Origin of the sequence: Enemella evansiae (assembly GCF_002250705.1) — a bacterium.
Classification (GTDB): domain Bacteria; phylum Actinomycetota; class Actinomycetes; order Propionibacteriales; family Propionibacteriaceae; genus Enemella; species Enemella evansiae.
This window is the reverse complement of record NZ_NMVP01000035.1, coordinates 172,393-191,965: the sequence shown is the minus strand read 5'-3', so window position 1 is coordinate 191,965 and position 19,573 is coordinate 172,393. Positions and strand designations below refer to the sequence as shown.

Here is a 19,573-nt window from a genome sequence, read left to right as displayed (position 1 = left end):
TCGTGCCTTTCGAAAGAGCTGTGCGTCCGTCGGGCCGGCTTGCTTCCCGACCACGACCCCACCCTATTGGCCTCCGGCGTACGCTTCGCCCACGGCCCGATTCACAGATCGGAGAACTGATGGCGACACCTCGTCGCAGCCGGGTGCTGCTCGGTGTACTGGTGGTGCTGGTCGTCCTCGCCGCCGGGGTCGGGGCGTGGTTCGCGTTCGGACCGGGCGCCGGTGGGCGGTCCGCCTCCGATGCCGCCACCCCGACCACCCAGACGGTCCGCGCGACGCTGAGCACGCAGCGGCAGACGGTCTCGGCCTCCGGCACGATCGCGCCGCGCAGCCAGGCGAATCTGAACTTCGCGGTCGCCGGCACGGTGACCGCGGTACCGGTGTCGGTGGGCCAGCAGGTCAGCCGAGGGGCGATCCTGGCCCAGATCGATCGGACCCAGCTGCAGGCCGCGCTCGAGCTCGCCCAGGCCCAGTTGGACGCGGCCTCGGCCAGCGCGAGCCAGCTGCGCGATTCGGGGAACGCGACCAGCGCCCAGCTGAGCTCGGCCGATGCGCAGGTCACCTCGGCCACCGCCAAGCGGGATCAGGCCCAGCAGTCGCTGCGGGACGCCGACCTGGTCTCTCCCATCGACGGCACGGTCGCGCTGGTCACCATCGCCGCCGGGGACCGGGTGATCGCCGGCCAGTCGAGTTCGAGCGGTCTGGGCACCTCCGCCACCGGCACCGGTTCCGCCACCGGGTCGGGTGGTTCCGGCCAGTCCGGTTCCGGGCAGTCCGGTTCCGGGCAGTCCGGTGGGGCCGGGCAGTCCGGTGGGGCCGGGCAGGCAGGTGCGGCGGGTCAGGCGGGTGCGGCCGGTCAGGCAGGCTCCGCGGGATCGTCCGGGGTGTCCGGATCGGCCGGGTCGGGAGCCACCGGGTCCACCGCCCAGCTGGTGGTGATCGCGACCGACGCCTGGCTGGTGAACGCGCAGGTGAGCGCCGCCGACCTGCCCCGGATCAAGACCGATCAGCCGGTCGAGATCACCCCGGCGGGCAGCTCGCAGAAGGCCGCCGGCACGGTCGCCCAGGTCGGTGTGATGGCCGCCAGCAGCAGCGGCGGGGCGGCCACCTTCCCGGTCACCGTGGCCGTCACCGGCAACCCGGCGGGCCTGTACGCCGGCGGCTCGGCGAGCGTGTCGATCGTGGTCCGGCAGTACGACGACATCCTGACGGTGCCGACCGCGGCGATCCTCACCGAGAACGGGAAGACCGTGGTCCGCAAGCTGATCGGCGGCCAGCCGGTGACCACCGAGGTCACCGTCGGCCAGGTCTTCGGCACCGATTCCGAGATCACCGGTGGCCTGCAGAACGGCGATGAGGTCCAGGTGACCGGTCGCAGCTTCCAACGCTCCGCCAGCCCCGGCGCGAACCGCGGCCTGGGCGGCAACCACGGTCAGGGTGGCGGATGACCGAGGTGATCGACCCGGTCCGCCGGGACACCGACGGCCCCGCACCGCGGGGGCTGATCAGCCTGCGCCATGTGTCCAAGACCTACGCCTCCGGGGCGCTGCGGGTGCAGGCCCTGCGCGATGTCGATCTGGAGGTGGAGCGCGGCGACTACCTGGCCGTGATGGGCCCCTCGGGTTCGGGAAAGTCAACCCTGATGCACATTCTGGGCTGCCTCGATGTGGTGAGCAGCGGCAGCTACCACCTGGCCGGCACCGATGTGTCCGCGATGTCGGAGCGGCAGCTCGCCGAGGTCCGCAACAACGAGATCGGCTTCGTCTTCCAGCAGTTCAACCTGCTGCCCAGTCTGTCGGCGCTGCGCAATGTCGAGCTGCCGCTGATCTATGCCGGTCTGGGCCGCGCCGAGCGCCGGCGCCGGGCGCTGCGCGCGCTGGACCGGGTCGGGCTGGCCGACCGGGTCGACCACCGCCCCGGTGAACTCTCCGGCGGCCAGCAGCAGCGGGTCTCGGTGGCCCGCGCCCTGGTCACCGATCCGACCCTGATCCTGGCCGACGAGCCCACCGGCAATCTGGATTCGCACTCCACCGAGGACGTGCTCGCACTGTTCGCCGAACTGCACGCCGCCGACCGCACGATCGTGCTGATCACCCACGAACGCGAGGTCGCCGACCACGCCTCCCGGGTCGTCACCATTCGCGACGGGGAGCTCACCGAGGCCCCGGGACCGGCACCCCGATGAATCTCGCCGAGACCCTGCGTACCGCCGTGGAATCCCTGTGGGCACGGAAGATGCGGTCGATCCTCACCATGTTGGGCATCCTGATCGGGATCGCCTCGGTGATGCTGGTGGTCGGCCTCGGCCAGGGCGCCACCGCCAAGATCACCGACCAGATCAACAAGCTGGGCACCAACCTGCTGATCGTCACCCCCGGCTCGGCCACCACCAGTTCCGGGCTCCGCGGCGGCCGCGGGTCGGCGACCACGCTGACCGCCGACGACGCCCAGGTGCTCGCCGATCCGCGGGTCGCCCCCGATGTGCTGCGGGTCGCCCCGGTCAACCAGTCCCAGCTCTCCCTCACCGTCGGCACCACCAACTGGACCAGCAATGTCGTCGGCACCACCCCCGACTGGCTCGGGGTGCGCAATCGCACGGTCAGCCAGGGCCGCTTCTTCACCACCGACGATCTGGACAACGGCCGGCTGGTCGCGGTGCTCGGCGCCACCACCGCCGGGCAGCTGTTCGGCGGCCGGGATCCGATCGGCCAACAGGTCACCGCGAACGGGCAGAGCTTCACCGTCCTCGGCGTGCTGGACCCGGTCGGCGCCTCGATGATCACCGACGAGGACGACCAGCTGGTGGTGCCGCGGACCACCTTCGCCACCCGGTTGTCCAGCAGCGCCAACACCCGCCAGGTGTCGGCGATCTATCTGGAGGCCCGCGACCAGGCCAGTCTCTCGGCGGCGTACCAGGAGGTCACCACCGCCCTGCTGAACACCCACGGCACGACGCTCGCCGACCAGGACTTCCAGGTCAGCAGCCAGCAGTCGCTGGTCGACACGGTGCAGTCCACGGCCGCGACATTGACGCTGCTGCTGGCCAGCATCGCCGGGATCGCGCTGCTGGTGGGCGGTATCGGGGTGATGAACATCATGCTGGTCTCGGTCTCCGAGCGGGTCCGGGAGATCGGGCTGCGCAAGGCCCTGGGCGCGACCCCGCTGGTGATCCTGCGGCAGTTCCTGGTCGAGGCCGGGTTGCTCGGGTTGATCGGCGGGATGCTCGGGGTCGGTCTCGGCATCGCCGGTGCGCTGACGCTGCCGAAGCTGCTCGACCAACCGGTCGCGGTGTCCCTGCCGGCCACCGCGATCGCCCTCGGGGTGTCCCTGCTGATCGGCACGGTCGCCGGGGTCTACCCGGCCTCGCGGGCCGCCCGACTGGCCCCGATCGACGCGCTGAGGAGCGAATGATGCAGGACCGACGAACCGCGATCCGCGTCGGCGGCGCCGTCCTCGGACTGGCGGTCCTCGCCGCGGGTGGGGTCGGTGTGGCCCGGGCACTCACCCGGCCGGCGGACCCGAACGCGTCGCTGCGGACCGCGGTGGTCTCGCGGGGCACGGTGCAGCAGGTGCTGCCGCTGACCGGGTCGGTGCGTCGGGTCGATCAGGTGCGGGCGAGCTTCCCGGTGGCCGGCACGATCAGCGGGGTGAACGTCGCCGTCGGTGATCAGGTGCGGCAGGGTGACGTGCTCGCCACCATGGATCCGCTGCCGCTGCAGACGGCGCTGCTGGACGCCCGGGCACAGCTCGCGCAGGCGCAGGCCCAGCTGGACAGCGACCAGAATCCGACCGCCCCGCCCCGGTTGCCCGGACCGGGTGCCGGGGCGGTACGCCCGGGCGCACCGGGCGTACCGGGCGTACCCGATGGTGCGGGCATACCCGGTGGTGCGGGCGTTCCGCAGGTCCCGGTACCGAGCGACCTGCCCCGGCCGACGCCCCCGGAATCGGTGACCCGGCTGCCGGCCGCGATGACCGCGGTGCACGAGGCGCTGGCCGCCCAGCAGGACGCCTGCCGACCGATCCTGACCGCCGTCACCGACGGTTGGCCGGAACCGGTCGAGCGGCCGCCCGCGAGCCCGAACCGGACCTGGTCACCGACGCCGAGCCGGCCCGCCGGCCCGAGCGCGTCCCCCACGGCGAGCGCGTCCCCCACCACCCGCAGCGCGTCCCCCACCCCGAGCGCCTCCCCCGCCCCGAGCGCGAGCCCCACGCCGGCACCGACCGCGGACCCGACCCCGAGCACCTCGGCGGCCGCTCCCCGGGAGCAACGACTGACCAACCCGCCGCCGATCCCGCCCGGGCTCGATCCGGCGCAGTTCACCGCCTGCAGCGACGCACTGCAGCGGCTGGTCGCCAGCCAGCAGCAGGCGGCGACGCTGATCACCGAGGCCGCCGCCGCGCTGAACGCCCCCGCGGTGAACGCCGGCGTACCCCAGCCCCCGGCCCAGCAACGGCCCGTTCCCCAGCCGCCCGCCGGCGTACCCGCCGGCGTACCCTCCACCGCGCTGCCGACCGCCACCCCGACCGTGGACCAGGCGAAGGTCGCCACCGACCGCGCCGCGGTGCTCGCCGCCGAGCAGGCGATCGCGCAGGCCCGGTCGAATCTCGACGCCGCCACCCTCAGGGCGCCGATCGCCGGCACCGTGGGCACGATCGGTTTCACCGCCGGGGCCGCGGCCACCCCGAATGCCGCGATCACCGTGGTCGGCGGGGGTGCCGCGGAGGTGACCGTGCCGGTGCCGCTGACCAACCGGCCGCAGGTCCAGCTCGGTCAGGAGGTCCGGGTGAACGCCCCCGGCAGCCTGACCGCGGATCCGGGCACGATCACCGAGATCTCCCCGCTGCCGGTCAGCGCGACCGCGAGCACCCCGAGCTACAACGTCACGGTGCTGGTCGCCGACCCCGGACCGGGGTTGGCCAGTGGCGGCCGGGCCGATACCGGGATCGTCGTCGGGCGGGTCGCCGACGCGGTCACCGTGCCGGTCTCCGCGGTGACCCGGGTGGCCACCGGTACCGGCACGGTCCGGGTGCTGGACGGCACCGGGGTGCGCGATGCGACCGTCGCGACCGGCCTGGTCGGCGGCGGCCTGGTCGAGATCACCGGCGGGCTCACCGCCGGGCAGCGGGTCGTGCTCGCCGACGGCGCCCAGCCACTGCCGACGACCCAGCTGCGCAACCTGCGCGGCGGCCAGAGCGGGAGCGGGCAGAACGGGAGCGGGCAGCAGACCCCGAGCGCCCAGCCGAGCTGAGCGGCGTCAGGACGCGGAATCGGTCTCGCTGCGGCGTACCTCGTCCTCCAGGCCGCGCAGGGCGTCCCGGACCGCCTGCTCGGCGTCGATGCCGCTGGCCCGGGCCCGGGAGACCAGGGCGAGCGCCTGTGCGCCGACCTCCTCGGCGGTGATCGGCTCCTCCGGCAGATCGAGCGGTACGCCGTGACTGGCGCTGCGTGACATCACCTTGTCCGCCCGGGCCAGCGCGGACAGTGCGGTGGGGATGCCGTCCAGGCTGGAGGTGCGCCCCTTCTCGGCCTTCTTGCCGGCCTCCCAGGTGGCATTCAGATCGTCGGGTACGCCGGTGTCGGCGAAGACCCACGGGTGCCGACCGACGAGCTTGTCGCCGATCCCGCGGGCCACGTCATCGATGTCGAAGCGCTGCTGCTCGGCGGCGATGGCGGCATGGAAGACGACCTGCAGCAACAGATCCCCGAGCTCCTCGCGCAGATCGGTGTCATCACCGGCCTCGATCGCGTCGACGACCTCACCGGTCTCCTCGATCAGGTAGTGCACCAGCGAGCGGTGGGTCTGCCGGGCATCCCAGGGGCAGTCGACCCGCAGCCGGGCCATCACCGCGACCAGCCGGTCCAGCTCGGACGGCGTGGTCTCGCCGGTGCTCATCGTCAGCGGGCGGCCGGCTGGGAGAGCGAGCCGCTGCCGATCGCCTGCTGGTCGTTGGCGACGTCCTCCAGCCCCTGCAGCCCGTAGCGCGGGTTGACGGTGACCGGGATGAAGCCCATCGCCGCGGCCAGTTCACCCTGGCCCAGCTTCTGCCCGAGCGCGTCCACCTTGACCAGGTCCCGCACCAGCTGGTTGCCGGCCGGGTTGGCCATCAGCTCCGGCGGGATCTGCAGCTGCGGCAGCAGCGCCTGGGTCTCGGTGTCCAGGTTGATGTTGCGGGACTGTGCGATCTGTTCGGCGGCGGCGGCGCGCATCTTCACGCTGAGCACCAGGGCCGGCTCGGCGATCTTGGGGTTGATCGCGGTCAGCTCGCGGGAGGTGTCGGCGACCTCGCTGGTGGTGATGGTGCGGTCCCCGACCGTTGCGGCGGTGGACGGGCTGTTCGCACAGCCACCCAGCCCCATCGCGACCACGACGGCCGCGGCGGCCAGCCCCGCAGTCACTCGACCTCGGAAACCTGTCCCTGCCATGCACCCACTCCTTGTCGCGACCCCCGGTGTCCCGGGCCGCGGTCAGTCTAGTGCGTCGGTTCCGATGGTCGAGCCAACTGCCGGATCGACTCGGTACCGGTCCGCGAACCGGGCTGAGGTCAGCCCGGGTTCGCGGACCGGTCCGAGATCCTGGGTGTCAGACCCGGTCCCACACCCGATGCTCGGCGAGCAGCTCGGTGAGCGCGGTGACCGCCGCGGCGGGATCACCGGTGACCACACCGGTGGCCGCCGCGTTGAGACCGAGCGTCGCGGGATCCACGCCGTCGAGAACCGCGATCGCCTTGCCGTGCCGGTACGCCTCATCCAGCAACCGGATGATCTTGGCGTCGTCGGCGGGGTTGGGCCCGGCCGACGGATCGGCCGCCACCACGACGCCGTCCCATTCGATCGAGGCCGCGGTCGGGTAGCTGCGCTCGATCGGCTGGTCACCCAGGGTGCCGCCGTTCGGTGCGGTCAGCAGGGGCACCATGCCGGCGGCCCGGATCGCCTCGACCGTCTGCGCGGCGACCGCGGCATCATCCGGCCCGGCGACGATGACCGCGACCTTGCGGCCGGTGACCGGCCAGCTCCTGCCGAGCTGGCTGAGCGCCGGGCTCGGATCGACCTTGGCCGGCTTGGTGTCGGCCTTCGGCACCGAGAGACCCAGGCCGGTGGCGACGGCTTCGGCCAGGTCGGTGTCGATGGCGGCCAGGCAACCCAGCTGGCGGGTCTTGATGGCCTCCTCGTAGCACTTGCCGAGCTCGAAGGTGTACGCGTCGATCACGTGCTGCTGTTCGACCTCGGTGAGCGAGGTGTAGAACAACCGGGCCTGGCTGTAGTGGTCCTCGAAGCTGGCCGAGAGCTCCCGCACCTTCTCGCCCTGCACCGGGGTCGGCACGTCGATGAACGCCCCCTCGGCCGTCCCGGCGGTGAAGGGGCAACCCCCGTCGAGCGAGTTCGGCCGGTACGGGGCGACTCCCCCGTGGTCGGCGGCCTGGTGGTGGCCGTCGCGCTGGAGATCGTTGACCGGTGCATGCGGCCGGTTGATCGGGATCTGGGAGAAGTTCGGCCCGCCGAGCCGGCTGAGCTGGGTGTCGATGTAGGAGAACAGCCGGACCTGCAGCAGCGGGTCGTTGGTGACGTCGATACCCGGGACGAGGTTGCCGGGATTGAACATCACCTGCTCGGTCTCGGCGAAGTAGTTGATCGGGTTCCGATTCAGCGTCATCGTGCCGATGATCTGCACCTCGCACAGTTCCTCGGGCACGAGCTTGGTCGGGTCGAGCAGGTCGATGCCCTCGAAGGTCTCCTCGGGGGTGTCCGGCATCACCTGGACGCCCAGGTCCCAGACCGGGTACGCCCCGGCCTCGATCGCGTCGGCCAGGTCGCGGCGGTGGAAGTCCGGGTCCATGCCGGCGGTCAGCAGGGCCTCCTCCCAGACCTGGGAGTGCACCCCCTGGCGCGGCTTCCAGTGGAACTTCACCAGGCTGGTCCCACCGTCGGCGTTCACCATCCGGAAGGTGTGGATGCCGAAGCCCTCCATGGTGCGGAAGGAGCGCGGGATGCCGCGGTCGGACATGTTCCAGATCGTGTGGTGCTGCGCCTCGGAGTGCAGCGAGACGAAATCCCAGAAGGTGTCGTGCGCGCTCTGCGCCTGCGGGATCTCCCGATCCGGCTGCGGTTTGGCCGCGTGCACCACGTCGGGGAACTTGATCCCGTCCTGGATGAAGAAGACCGGGATGTTGTTGCCGACCAGGTCGTAGTTGCCCTCGCTGGTGTAGAACTTCGTCGCGAACCCGCGGGTGTCGCGCACCGTGTCGGCCGACCCGCGGGAGCCGAGGACGGTGGAGAAGCGCACGAAGACCGGCGTTTCCGCACCCTCGGCGAGGAAGGCCGCGCGGCTGATCCTGCTGGCGGCGCCGTTGGCGACGAAGGTGCCGTGGGCCGCGGCTCCGCGCGCGTGCACGACGCGCTCGGGGATCCGCTCGTGGTCGAAGTGGGTGATCTTCTCCCGCAGGTGGTGGTCCTGCAGCAGGACCGGGCCGCGGCGGCCGGCTTTCAGCGAGTGATCGGTGTCGCGCAGCCGCACTCCGGTCGACGTGGTCAGGTACGCCCCCGCCTGGGCGTTGGTCTCGGGTGACGAGCCGTAGTCGACGCCGGTCGGCGACACATTCGCCGGGCCGGCCTGATCCGGCTTGGGCGGCAGCGGATCGCGCGCCTTGGTGGGCTCGTCCAGTGCGGGCGGTTCCGAGGTCGGACCAGCCGGCGGGTTCAACTCTACGGCCTCACTTCGTTCGGCTTCATTTCGATCGGCCTTCTGCCGTGCCATGACATCCTCCTGGTCGAAATCTGTGCAGTTCACGGGTACGCCCCGTCGCCTCGCCGGCTGGCGAGACCGCGCCCGACGACTTCCTACCCAGCCCCGGGCAGCTGGAAACGGTGCTGTCCGCGCATCGGGCGAATCCGTCGCGGGGCGAGCCGGTCAGATCTCAGATGTCCCCGCGAACGTGTACCGAAGTGCTGCCGTCCTGGCAGCACTTCGTCAGCCTCTACGGGCAGCCCTGCCCCACCCCGACCCACCGAGAAAAGTTACGGGGATGGCGGGTGGAGGCGGAGGCGCTGCGCGACCTACTCGATGAGCGTGGAGGATCAGCCGACGGGGGCGGGTTCGAGAGCGAAGATGTCGGCGACGACCTGGCTGCACCAGTCGAGCAATTCCCTGTCGGTGGGCGGTTTCCCGCCGATGGTGGCGGCCATCGGGCGCGGGATCAGCAGGTGCCCGGTCTTCACCACCGTCCGCGGATGCAGCCGCTTCAACCGCAGCATCCGCGACTCCGGCAACTCATAGGGCCCGAAGCGGATGTAGTTGCCCTGGGCGACGACCTCGGTCAGCCCGACCGCCCGGGCGGCGTTGCGGAACTCGGCCACCGCGAGCAGCGCCTCGACCGGCTCCGGCGGCGCACCGTAACGATCGGTCAGCTCGGCGCGCACCTCGGCCAGATCCTCGGCGGTCCGCACCTCGGCGAGCCGCTTGTACATCTCCAGCCGCAACCGCTCCGACTCCACATAGTCCGCGGGCAGGTGCGCATCCACCGGCAGCTCGATCCGCAGCTCCGGTTCGGCCACCACGTCCTCGCCGTCGCTGCGGAACTCGGTGACCGCCTCCCCCACCAATCGGATGTAGAGGTCGAAACCGACATCGGCGATGTGCCCGGACTGCTCACCACCCAACAGATTCCCGGCGCCACGGATCTCCAGGTCACGCATCGCGATCTGCATGCCGGCGCCCAGCTCGGCGTTCGCCGCCATCGTCGCCAACCGGTCGTGGGCGGTCTCGGTGAGCGGCTTCTCCGGCGGATACAGCAGGTACGCATAACCGCGCTCCCGGCTCCGGCCGACCCGGCCGCGCAACTGGTGCAGCTGGGACAGCCCGAGCAGGTCCGCCCGCTCGATGATCAGCGTGTTCGCACTCGAGATGTCCAGTCCCGCCTCGACGATCGTGGTGCAGACCAGCACATCGGCCTTGCGGTCGGCGAAGTCGAGCATCACCTGCTCCAGCTTGTGCTCCCCCATCTGACCGTGTGCGGTGACCACCCGGGCCTCCGGCACCAGTTCGCGCAACTGGCCGGCCACCTTCTCGATCGACTGCACCCGGTTGTGGATGTAGAAGACCTGGCCCTCGCGCATCAGCTCACGGCGGATCGCCGCACCGACCTGGGCCCGGTCGTAGGGCCCGACAAAGGTGAGCACCGGATGCCGTTCCTCGGGCGGGGTGGCGATGGTGGACATCTCCCGGATGCCGGTGACCGCCATCTCCAGGGTCCGCGGGATCGGGGTCGCCGACATGGCCAGCACATCGACGTTCAACCGCAGCTTCTTCAGCGCCTCCTTGTGCTCCACCCCGAACCGCTGTTCCTCGTCGATGATCACCAGCCCGACGTCAGAGAACTCGACCTCACCGGACAGCAACCGGTGGGTGCCGACGACGACATCGACCTTGCCGGCCTTCACCGCCTCCTTCACCTCGCGGGATTCCTTCTCCGACTGGAATCGCGACAACTGCGCGACCCGGATCGGGAAGCCCGCGTACCGCTCGGCGAAGGTGTTCGCATGCTGCTGCACCAGGATCGTGGTCGGCACCAGCACCGCGACCTGCTTGCCGTCCTGGACGGCCTTGAACGCGGCCCGCACCGCGATCTCGGTCTTGCCATAACCGACGTCCCCACAGATCAGCCGGTCCATCGGCACGACCTGTTCCATGTCGTGTTTGACCTCGGAGATCGCGCCCAACTGGTCGGGGGTCTCCACATAGGCGAAGGCATCCTCGAGTTCCCGCTGCCACGGGGTGTCGGTGGCGAACGCATGCCCACGGGAGGCCTGGCGGGCGGCGTACAACTTGATCAGCTCCGCGGCGATCTCCTTGACCGCCTTCTTCGCCCGGCCCTTGCGGCGATGCCAGTCGGCGCCGCCCATCCTGTCCAGGCTGGGATTCTCGCCACCGACGTAACGCGACAACAGATGCAGCTGGTCCATCGGCACGAACAGCCGGTCCCCCGGCTGCCCGCGCTTGGAGGGGGCGTACTCGACGACCAGATATTCCCGCACCGAGTCCGAGCCCTTCGCCGCCCGCTGGATCATCTCCACATAGCGGCCCACGCCGTGCTGCTCGTGCACCACCGGATCCCCGGCGGTCAGCTCCAGCGGGTCGATCTGGTTCTTCCGGCGACTCGGCATCCGGCGCAGCGACTTGTCCGCGGGACCGCGACCGGACAGATCACCGGAGGTCCAGACCGCCAGCTTCGCCGAATCCAGCCGGAACCCGTGCGGCAGCTCGGCCAGCGCGACGGTGACCAGGTCGGCAGCCGGCGGCTTGTTCAGCACCCGGACCGCCTTGGTGCCGATCTCCTGCTCGCGCAGGATCTCCACCATCCGCTTGACCATGCCCTTGCCCTCGGCGATCAGCACCACCCGCCAGCCGTCGGCCATCGCCTGCTTGATCGCGGCCACCGCGGCCTCGGTGTCCCCGCGCCAGGACTCGGTGGCATGGGCGGCGACCGTGAAGGTCGGGATCGTCGCATTCCCTGCCCGGGTTGAATTGTCCAGCGCCGAGGAGAGGTCGATGATCTCGCCGTCCTCAGTCCGCATCGGCTCGCTCGGCCCGGCATCCGGCCCGGCGCTGTACTGGGACAGCGACCACCAGGCCTGCCCGTTGGCGAGCGCGGCATGGCGGACATCGGCCAGGGTCCGGTACGCCGAGGCGCCCAGATCGATCGGGGCGCGGCCGCCCCCGGCCGCCGCCGCCCAGGAGGCCTGCAGGAATTCCTCGCTGGTGGTGACCAGGTCGCCGGCCCGGCCGCGGACGAGTTCCGGATCGCAGACCGCGATCAGGGCGTCGGCGGGCAGCACATCGACGAGCAGTTCCATCCCGTCCACCAGGACCGGGGCGAGCGCCTCCATGCCCTCGACCGCATGGCCCTGGGCCATCGGCTCGAGCATCTCGGCCAGCTCCGGATGCTGCTCCGCGAGCGTCGCGGCCCTGGCACGCACCGTGTCGTCGAGCAGCAGCTCCCGGCAGGGGTCGGCGACGACCTCGCTCAGCACCAGGTCGGTGGAGCGCTGGTCGGCCACGGTGAAGTGCCGGATCTCCTCGACGGTGTCCCCGAAGAAGTCGATCCGCACCGGATGTTCCAACGTGGGTGGGAAAATATCGACGATGCCGCCGCGGACCGCGAACTCGCCGCGCCGCTCCACCAGGTCGACCCGGTGGTAGGCGGCGCCGACCAGCGCCGTCGCCAGGTCGCCGAGATCGAAGTCCTCACCGGCCACGATCCGGACCGGGGTGAGCTCGGCCAGCCCCTTCACCTGCGGCTGCAGCACCGCGCGGACCGGGGCGACCACCACCCGGGGCCGCGCATCCGGATCCACCAGCCGACGCAGCACCGACAACCGTCGCCCGACGGTGTCCGAGCGCGGGCTGAGCCGCTCGTGCGGCAGCGTCTCCCAGGCCGGATAGTAGGCGACCTGGTCCTCACCGAGCACCGCGCCGATGGCGGTGGTCAGGTTCTCCGCCTCGCGATAGGTGGCGGTCACCAGCAGCACCGTGCGGGTCTCCGACAGCAGCGCGGCGAGGAAGGGCCGCAGCGCGGGCGGGGCGGTGACATCGGCGGCCGAGAGGGTACGCGAGCGCGCGCCATCGCTGACCTCAGCGACGGCGGGGTCGGTGCCAACGAGCTGGACCAGTCCCGGAAGGGTCACCGGAACAGGCTACTCGCTCACCCCCAGCCGGAATTCCAGCACCGGGCAGGCCCCCTCAGCGGGCCGGCGTCGCCGGAGATCAGGCCCCATTCCGCCACAGCGAATCCAGCAGGGCGTACGCCGCATCCGGATCCGGTTCCCGGCCGGCGGCCAGCTCGGCCAACGCCCAGCGGTCGATCTCGGTGAGCACGGCCAGGCTGACGTCGATCAGCAGGCCGGTGTCCAGATCATCGCGGACCACCCCGATCCGTTGGCCGTCGGCGATCAGCGCGGTCATCCAGACCCGCGGCCCCTCCCCCGACACCCCGCGGGCCAGGCAGTGCGGCGCCAGCGCCAGCAACACCTCATCGCCGCGCAGCGCCTCGGCCAACCGGGTCGCCCCGGCCCGCCACTGCTCCGCGAAGTCCGCGGCGTCGCGGCTGGGCCGCCACACCCCGAGCACCCCGAGCAGATCACCGGCCACCTCGTGCAGCACCGCCTCGAGCAGGTCGGCGCGGGAGTCGAAGTACTGATACGCCGAGGCCTTGGAGATGCCGGCCTCGGCCAGGATCGCGTTGTAGGAGGCGGTCTCGGGTCCGTCGGTGGCGAAGTGTCGGGCGGCGACGGTGAGGATCGCCGCCCGCTTCGCCTCGGGCAGCCGGGAGAATCGCGGCAACGGCATGTACCGATGGTACACCCCAGTGGTTCAGAAGCGCTGTCGACATTCTGTAGAATGCGGATGATCCACCACGCATCCATCTCACCCATCGACCAGGCGGGCCCTTGCTGACACTCCTGATCGTCCACTTCGTAGTGGCCGCGTCCTCCCCGGCCCTGGTGCGCCTGCTGGGCCGCCGGGCGTTCTGGGTGTTGGCACTGCCGAGTGCGGTGACCGCCGGTTGGGCCCTGCTGCAGGCGGGCCGGGTACGCGAGGGTGCGCTGGAGCAGACCTTCGCCTGGGTCCCGGGTATCGACCTGACGATCCAGCTGCGGATGGACACCCTGTCCTGGCTGCTCACCCTGGTGATCTCGGTGATCGGGCTGCTGGTGCTGGCCTACTGCGCGGGTTACTTCACCGACGACGAACCGGGTCTGGACCGCTTCGGTGTCCACCTGGCCGCCTTCGCCGGTGCGATGCTCGGTCTGGTCTGGAGCGACAACCTGCTGCTGCTCTACCTCTTCTGGGAGCTCACCACGGTGCTCTCCTATCTGCTGGTCGGTCATTTCAGCGAGCAGGAGGACTCCCGCCGGGCGGCCACCATGGCCCTGGTGGTGACCACCTTCGGTGGCCTGTCGATGCTCGTCGGGCTGGTCCTGCTCGGCCTCGCCGGCGGCTCCTACCGGCTCAGCGAACTGCTCGCCAGCCCGCCCGAGCCGACCGCGGTGGTGCAGGTCGCGATCGTGCTCGTGCTGGTGGGCGCGATCAGCAAGTCCGCGCTGGTCCCCTTCCACTTCTGGCTGCCGGGTGCGATGGCCGCCCCGACGCCGGTCTCGGCGTACCTGCACGCCGCCGCGATGGTGAAGGCCGGTGTCTATCTGGTCGCCCGGCTCGCACCCGGGTACGCCACCATGCCGGTCTGGCACCCAGTCGTCTTCGGGCTCGGCGCGGCGACCCTGCTGATCGGCGGCTACCGCGCGCTGCGGCAGTTCGACCTGAAGCTGTTGCTCGCCTACGGCACGGTCAGCCAGCTCGGTTTCCTGGTGCTGCTGGTGGGCGGCGGCACCAAGAATCTGGCGCTGGCCGGCATCGCGATGCTGCTCACCCACTCGATCTTCAAGGCCTGCCTGTTCCTCACCGTCGGCGCCATCGACCACGCCACCGGGACCCGGGATCTGCGGATCCTGGACAACCTGCGCCGCCGGATGCCGGTGCTCGCGGTCGCCTCCACCCTCGCCGCCGCCTCGATGGCCGGCGTACCGCCGCTGCTCGGCTTCGTCTCCAAGGAGGCCGCCTACGCCGCCCTGTTGAACGAGCCCGGCCCGTGGGCGCTGCCGCTGCTGATCGCGGTGGTGACCGGATCGGTGCTCACCTTCGGCTACAGCGCCCGCTTCGTCTGGGGCGCCTGGGGCCCGGCGCGCGCGGGTGCGGCCGAGATGGCCGAACCGCATGCCAACCCGTGGGTGGTCACCGCGGTACCGGTGCTGCTCGGCGCCGCCAGTCTGGTGCTCGCACCCTTCGCCTCCGAGGCCGAGCCCTGGTTCGCCGGCTGGGTCGACCTGCTCGCGCCCACGGCCTACACCGTGCATCTGGAGCTGTGGCCCGGGCTCAACCTCGGCCTGCTGCTGTCGCTGGTGACCCTGGCACTGGGTGCCGGGCTGTTCGCGCTGCGCAGCCGGGTGGAGGCCGTGCAGAAGGCGCTGCCCCATCCGCCGGCCGCGGTGTCGGCGTACCGGCTCGTGATGCGCGGACTGGACCGGATCTCGCTCGAGGTGACCGGCCTGCTGCACCGCGGCTCGCTGCCGCTGTCGCTCTCGCTGATCCTGGTGGTGCTGCTGGTCGGCCCGGGTGCGGCGATGGTCCGCGCGCTCAACGGCGCGCTGTCCGGCCCCGATCGGCCGGTGCGCTGGTTCGACACCCCGGCCCAGGTCGCGGTGGCGATCGTCATCTCGATCGCGGCGATCGCGGCGGTACGCTCCCGCCGCCGATTCCGGGCGGTCTTCCTGGTCGGGGTCACCGGTTACGGGGTGGCGCTGCTGTTCCTGTTGCAGGGCTCCCCCGACCTGGCCCTCACCCAGCTGCTGGTGGAGACCGTCTCGGTGGTCGTCTTCATCCTGGTGCTGCGCCGCTTCACCGGCCGCTTCCGCGACACCCGCGAGGAGCGCCGCGGGCGGCCGCGCCGGATCCTGCTCGGCGTCGGGGCCGGGGTGGTCGTCGCCGGCGCCAGTCTGGTCGCCGCCACCGCCCGGACCGCCACCCCGGACTCGGTCACGATGCCGCGCAGCTCGGTCGAGTTCGGCGGCGGCTACAACGTCGTCAACGTGATCCTGGTCGACATCCGTGCCTGGGACACCATGGGCGAGATCTCGGTGGTGCTGGTCGCCGCGACCGGTATCGCCTCGCTGATCTTCCAGCAGAGCGATCGGATGCGGGAGCTGCGCCAGCGGCTGCGCCGCAGCCGCACCCGGCGCAAGGAGCGGCGCGGCATGACCACCGGTGACCTCGGCTGGCTCTCCGCGATCCGGGCCACCCCCGCCGAGCACCGCTCGCTGCTGCTCGAGGTGGTCACCCGGCTGATCTTCCACACCGTGATGGTGTGGTCGGCGTTCCTGTTGTTCACCGGCCACAACGATCCCGGCGGTGGTTTCGCGGCCGGTCTGGTCGCCGGCCTGGCGCTGACCATCCGCTATCTGGCCGGTGGCGCCCAGGAGCTGCGCGCCGCGCTGCCGGTGATGCCCGGCACCCTGCTCGGTATCGGCCTGTTCCTCTCGGCCGGTTTCGGGTTGATCTCGATGCTGGTCGGCGGTGATGTGCTGCAGTCCTGGACGTTCATCTTCGAGGTGCCGCTGATCGGTGAGGTCAAACTCGTCACCTCGATGTTCTTCGACATCGGCGTCTATCTGGTGGTGATCGGGCTGATGCTGGACATCCTGCGCTCGCTGGGTTCCGGGCTGGACTCCGAGATCGCCCCGACCCACGCCGGACAGGTGGTCAGCGATCCGCTGGCCGGAGAGCGGGGCGGTCGATGATCGCGAACCTCACCCTCTGCATCCTGATCGGCGTACTCGTCGCCTGCGGTGTCACCCTGCTGCTCTCCCGCTCGCTGGTCCGCTCGCTGCTCGGCGTCCTGCTCGTCTCCAACGGCGTCAACCTGGTCTTCATGGTCGCCTCCGGGGCACCCGGCCGGCCGCCGATCGTGTCCAGCAGCAACCTCGATCCACCGATCGGGCCCGGCGGGATCAGCGACCCGCTGCCGCAGGCGATGGTGCTGACCGCGATCGTGATCACCCTCGCGGTGACGGCCTACTTCCTGGCGCTGGCGCACCGCTCCTGGCAGCTGCGCAACACCGATGAGGTGGCCGACGACGACGAGGGTGTCCGCACCCACGACCGGGCCGTCGCCAATGACATGTCCGACTCCGATTTCACCGACAGCTCCGATCCGGACACCGAGGAGGTCGAGAAGTGAACTTCACCCTCGAGTTCCTGGTGCCGCTGGTCGTCGTGCTGCCGCTCTGCGGTGCCGGTGCGACCGTGGTCGCCGGCGCCCACAAGCACCTGCAGCGGTGGATCTCCGGCACCGTGCTGGCCTCGGTGGTCGGGGTCTCCGCGGCGCTGCTCTGGGCGGCCGATCAGCGGCGTACGCTGGTGGTGCGGGTCGGCGGTTGGCCGCTGGATGAGGGCATCACCCTGGTGGTGGACCGGCTGTCCGGGCTGATGCTGCTGATCTCCACCGTCGTCACCTTCGCGGTGATGCTCTATTCCTCCGGCCAGGGCCGGCGCTCCGACGACGAGTTCGACGGCGGCGCCCCACTGCCGATCTTCCACCCCACCCTGCTGGTGCTGTCCGCCGGCGTCTCCACCACCTTCATCTCCGGTGACCTGTTCCACCTCTACGTGGGCTTCGAGATGCTGCTGTTCGCGAGCTTCGTGCTGCTCACCCTGGGCGCCACCGAGGAACGGGTCCGGGCCGGCATCAACTACGTGATCGTGAACCTGCTCTCCTCGCTGGTCTTCCTGACCTCGATCGGGCTCGTCTACGGCGCGACCGGCACGGTCAACCTGGCGCGGGTGGCGAGCCGGTTGGACACCCTCTCGCCGCAGACGACGCTGTTGCTGGAATCGCTGCTGCTGCTCGGTTTCTGCATCAAGGCGGCGGTCTTCCCGATGTCCGGCTGGCTGCCGGATTCCTATCCGACCGCCCCGGCACCGGTGACCGCGGTGTTCGCCGGCCTGCTCACCAAGGTCGGTGTCTATGCGATCATCCGCACCCGGACCCTGCTCTTCCCCGACGACCGACTGAACTCGCTGCTGATGTGGGCGGCGCTGCTGACCATGCTGGTCGGCATCCTGGGCGCGGTCGCCCAGGACGACATCAAACGGATGCTGTCCTTCACCCTGGTCTCGCACATCGGCTACATGCTCTTCGGTGTCGCCCTGGGGTCGGTGATCGGCCTCGGCGCCGCGATCTACTACGTCGCCCACCACATCACCATCCAGACGACCCTGTTCCTGGTGGTCGGGTTGATCGAGATGAAACGTGGCACCACCTCGCTGCAGAAACTCGGCGGCCTGCTGGTCACCGCCCCGGTGGTCGCGGTGCTGTTCTTCGTGCCCGCGATGAATCTGGCCGGCATCCCGCCGCTGTCGGGGTTCATCGGCAAGGTCGGTCTGCTGCAGGCCGGCGCCGAACAGGGCGGCTGGTTGGCGTACCTGCTGATGGCCGGGTCGGTGCTGACCAGCCTGCTCACCCTGTACGCCGTCTCCCGCGTCTGGTCGCGGGCGTTCTGGCGGGCACCGGTACCGGCGGTGGCCGGTGGCGCCCGGCGGCTCACCCCGGGTGTCATCGTGCCCACCCTGGCGCTGGTGCTGTTCGGTCTCGGGCTGACCGTCTTCGGCGGTCCGCTCTACGGGGTCGCCGACCGGGCCGCGCAGGAACTGCTGGCGCGTACGCCATATCTGACCGCCGTCCTCGGGACGGGGGGCCAGTGATGAAGTTCCTGCGCAAGATCCGGCTCGGCTCACTGCTCGGGCTGACCGCGGTCTGGATGCTGCTCTGGGGGCGGCCCAGCTGGGGCACCTTCTTCCTCGGGTTGTTCGTTGCCGCGACCGTGCTGGCGGTCTTCCCGATGCCGCGCGCGGCGAGCCGGATCAGGATCCGGCCGCTGGCGCTGCTGTGGCTGGTCGGCAACTTCCTGCGCGAGCTGACCATCGCCAGCGTGCACGTCGCCTGGCTGGCCGTCCGTCCGGCGCCGCTGCGACCGGGCCGGATCGCGGTGGTGCATCTGCACGATGACGACGACTTCCGGCGCACCGTCGTCGCCGAGCTCACCTCGCTGGTACCCGGCTCGGTGGTGATGGATCTGGATCCGGTACGCAGCGAGCTGCTGGTGCACTTCATCGACCACACCGACGATGAGCGACTGGCTCGCGAGGTGGCGCACATCCACCGCCGCGAGCGCGAGGTCGCCCGCGCGTTCGGCGCGCCCGCTCCCGAGGGCTGCGGTGGCGCCCACGACACCTGGACCCGGGAGGTGCAGTGATGATCGAGTTCGTCGACCAGGCGCAGGTGATCGTCGGTTGGATCGTCGGGGTGCTGCTGTTCACCTCCGCGGTGCTGACGGTGATCCGGATCATCCGGGGGCCGTCGGTGTTGAACCGGACCCTGGCCACCGACGTGCTGGTGACCACCCTGATCTGCGCGGTGGCCGCCGAGGCGACCCTGGCCCGGCACGAGACCACGCTGCCGATCATCGTCACGCTGGCGCTGGTCGCCTTCGTCGGGTCGGTGTCGGTCGCCCGGTTCGTGGCCCGCGACACCGACCGCAGCGAGGACCCGGGTGGCCGGTCGACCGGTGACCGCAGCGAGGAAGGGAGCACCGAGCGATGAGTCCCACCGTGGCAGCGATCATCGACCTGCTGGCGCTGCTCTGCCTGCTCGCCGGCGCCCTGCTCTGCCTGCTCGCCGCGATCGGCCTGCTGCGCTTCCCCGATCTGCTGTCCCGGATGCATGCGGCGACCAAGCCGCAGGTGCTCGGGGTGCTGCTGGTGCTCTTCGGTGTCGCGCTCGGGCTGCGCTCGGTACCGGCGCTGGGGATGATCGCGCTGGCCGGGGTGTTCCAGCTGATCACCGCCCCGGTGGCCTCCCAGATGATGAGCCGGGCCGCCGCCCGTACCGATCAGATCGACATGCAGACCGGCGAGGACATCAAGGACTGAACCGCGGCTCGCGATCCATCGATCCCTGGATGCATCCA

Annotated in this window: 15 protein-coding genes; 10 read left to right on the top strand and 5 right to left on the bottom strand. The window is 70.9% G+C overall.

What is annotated here, in order from left to right:
- Positions 1-119 precede the first annotated feature (119 nt).
- The 4 genes from BI335_RS21205 to BI335_RS17760 are packed head-to-tail and all read left to right on the top strand — an operon-like array spanning position 120 to position 5,249.
- Positions 120-1,448 carry an efflux RND transporter periplasmic adaptor subunit gene (locus tag BI335_RS21205; protein WP_172421939.1) on the top strand — a complete coding sequence of 443 codons (1,329 nt, stop codon included), beginning with the start codon at positions 120-122 and terminating at the stop codon, positions 1,446-1,448.
- Positions 1,445-2,185, top strand: a complete 741-nt coding sequence (locus BI335_RS17770) for an ABC transporter ATP-binding protein (protein ID WP_094432603.1) — start codon at positions 1,445-1,447, stop codon at positions 2,183-2,185. Before BI335_RS21205 ends, BI335_RS17770 begins: the two co-directional genes overlap by 4 nt.
- Positions 2,182-3,411 carry an ABC transporter permease gene (locus BI335_RS17765; protein ID WP_094432601.1) on the top strand — a complete coding sequence of 410 codons (1,230 nt, stop codon included), beginning with the start codon at positions 2,182-2,184 and terminating at the stop codon, positions 3,409-3,411. Before BI335_RS17770 ends, BI335_RS17765 begins: the two co-directional genes overlap by 4 nt.
- Positions 3,411-5,249, top strand: coding sequence for an HlyD family efflux transporter periplasmic adaptor subunit (locus tag BI335_RS17760; RefSeq protein ID WP_172421937.1), 1,839 nt, complete (start codon positions 3,411-3,413; stop codon positions 5,247-5,249). Before BI335_RS17765 ends, BI335_RS17760 begins: the two co-directional genes overlap by 1 nt.
- A 6-nt stretch (positions 5,250-5,255) precedes the next feature.
- Here BI335_RS17760 and BI335_RS17755 read toward each other — a convergent pair whose 3' ends face one another.
- From BI335_RS17755 to BI335_RS17735, 5 genes are all read right to left on the bottom strand, one after another.
- The gene (locus BI335_RS17755) at positions 5,256-5,894 is read right to left on the bottom strand and encodes a nucleoside triphosphate pyrophosphohydrolase (protein WP_094432597.1); all 639 of its coding nucleotides are present in this window, start codon (positions 5,892-5,894) and stop codon (positions 5,256-5,258) included.
- A 2-nt stretch (positions 5,895-5,896) separates the two neighbouring features.
- Positions 5,897-6,424 carry a hypothetical protein gene (locus BI335_RS17750; protein ID WP_133626594.1) on the bottom strand — a complete coding sequence of 176 codons (528 nt, stop codon included), beginning with the start codon at positions 6,422-6,424 and terminating at the stop codon, positions 5,897-5,899.
- Positions 6,425-6,581: 157 nt separating this feature from the next.
- Positions 6,582-8,699, bottom strand: coding sequence for a catalase (locus tag BI335_RS17745; RefSeq protein ID WP_229119057.1), 2,118 nt, complete (start codon positions 8,697-8,699; stop codon positions 6,582-6,584).
- A 374-nt stretch (positions 8,700-9,073) separates the two neighbouring features.
- Positions 9,074-12,679: a transcription-repair coupling factor gene (gene mfd, locus BI335_RS17740; RefSeq protein ID WP_094432595.1), complete on the bottom strand. Its 3,606-nt coding sequence runs from the start codon at positions 12,677-12,679 to the stop codon at positions 9,074-9,076.
- Positions 12,680-12,758: 79 nt separating this feature from the next.
- Positions 12,759-13,340: a TetR/AcrR family transcriptional regulator gene (locus BI335_RS17735; protein ID WP_144009140.1), complete on the bottom strand. Its 582-nt coding sequence runs from the start codon at positions 13,338-13,340 to the stop codon at positions 12,759-12,761.
- A 101-nt stretch (positions 13,341-13,441) separates the two neighbouring features.
- On the opposite strand from BI335_RS17735, the gene BI335_RS17730 reads away from it, so the two are divergent.
- The 6 genes from BI335_RS17730 to mnhG are packed head-to-tail and all read left to right on the top strand — an operon-like array spanning position 13,442 to position 19,535.
- Entirely contained in the window at positions 13,442-16,345 is a 2,904-nt protein-coding gene (locus tag BI335_RS17730; protein ID WP_094432591.1) for a Na+/H+ antiporter subunit A, read from the top strand.
- Positions 16,342-16,785 (top strand): Na(+)/H(+) antiporter subunit C, encoded by a 444-nt coding sequence (locus tag BI335_RS17725; RefSeq protein ID WP_094355995.1) that lies wholly within the window; start codon positions 16,342-16,344, stop codon positions 16,783-16,785. Before BI335_RS17730 ends, BI335_RS17725 begins: the two co-directional genes overlap by 4 nt.
- A complete protein-coding gene (locus BI335_RS17720; RefSeq protein ID WP_094355994.1) occupies positions 16,782-18,308 on the top strand; it encodes a Na+/H+ antiporter subunit D in 1,527 nt (508 codons plus the stop codon). The genes BI335_RS17725 and BI335_RS17720 overlap by 4 nt, the downstream gene beginning before the upstream one ends.
- Entirely contained in the window at positions 18,308-18,859 is a 552-nt protein-coding gene (locus tag BI335_RS17715) for a Na+/H+ antiporter subunit E (protein ID WP_094355993.1), read from the top strand. Before BI335_RS17720 ends, BI335_RS17715 begins: the two co-directional genes overlap by 1 nt.
- Positions 18,859-19,206 (top strand): monovalent cation/H+ antiporter complex subunit F, encoded by a 348-nt coding sequence (locus tag BI335_RS17710; protein WP_094355992.1) that lies wholly within the window; start codon positions 18,859-18,861, stop codon positions 19,204-19,206. Before BI335_RS17715 ends, BI335_RS17710 begins: the two co-directional genes overlap by 1 nt.
- Entirely contained in the window at positions 19,203-19,535 is a 333-nt protein-coding gene (gene mnhG / locus BI335_RS17705) for a monovalent cation/H(+) antiporter subunit G (protein ID WP_094432589.1), read from the top strand. Before BI335_RS17710 ends, mnhG begins: the two co-directional genes overlap by 4 nt.
- Positions 19,536-19,573 lie beyond the last annotated feature (38 nt).

What these genes read in the sequence shown, in the direction of transcription:
- BI335_RS17725 (WP_094355995.1), top strand. Translation starts at nt 16,342, where the DNA reads ATGATCGCGAACCTCACCCTCTGCATCCTGATCGGCGTACTCGTCGCC.
- BI335_RS17715 (WP_094355993.1), top strand. Translation starts at nt 18,308, where the DNA reads ATGAAGTTCCTGCGCAAGATCCGGCTCGGCTCACTGCTCGGGCTGACC.
- BI335_RS17735 (WP_144009140.1), bottom strand. Translation starts at nt 13,340, where the DNA reads ATGCCGTTGCCGCGATTCTCCCGGCTGCCCGAGGCGAAGCGGGCGGCG.
- BI335_RS17710 (WP_094355992.1), top strand. Translation starts at nt 18,859, where the DNA reads ATGATCGAGTTCGTCGACCAGGCGCAGGTGATCGTCGGTTGGATCGTC.
- BI335_RS17750 (WP_133626594.1), bottom strand. Translation starts at nt 6,424, where the DNA reads ATGGCAGGGACAGGTTTCCGAGGTCGAGTGACTGCGGGGCTGGCCGCC.
- BI335_RS17770 (WP_094432603.1), top strand. Translation starts at nt 1,445, where the DNA reads ATGACCGAGGTGATCGACCCGGTCCGCCGGGACACCGACGGCCCCGCA.
- BI335_RS17755 (WP_094432597.1), bottom strand. Translation starts at nt 5,894, where the DNA reads ATGAGCACCGGCGAGACCACGCCGTCCGAGCTGGACCGGCTGGTCGCG.
- BI335_RS17760 (WP_172421937.1), top strand. Translation starts at nt 3,411, where the DNA reads ATGCAGGACCGACGAACCGCGATCCGCGTCGGCGGCGCCGTCCTCGGA.
- mnhG (WP_094432589.1), top strand. Translation starts at nt 19,203, where the DNA reads ATGAGTCCCACCGTGGCAGCGATCATCGACCTGCTGGCGCTGCTCTGC.
- BI335_RS17765 (WP_094432601.1), top strand. Translation starts at nt 2,182, where the DNA reads ATGAATCTCGCCGAGACCCTGCGTACCGCCGTGGAATCCCTGTGGGCA.
- BI335_RS21205 (WP_172421939.1), top strand. Translation starts at nt 120, where the DNA reads ATGGCGACACCTCGTCGCAGCCGGGTGCTGCTCGGTGTACTGGTGGTG.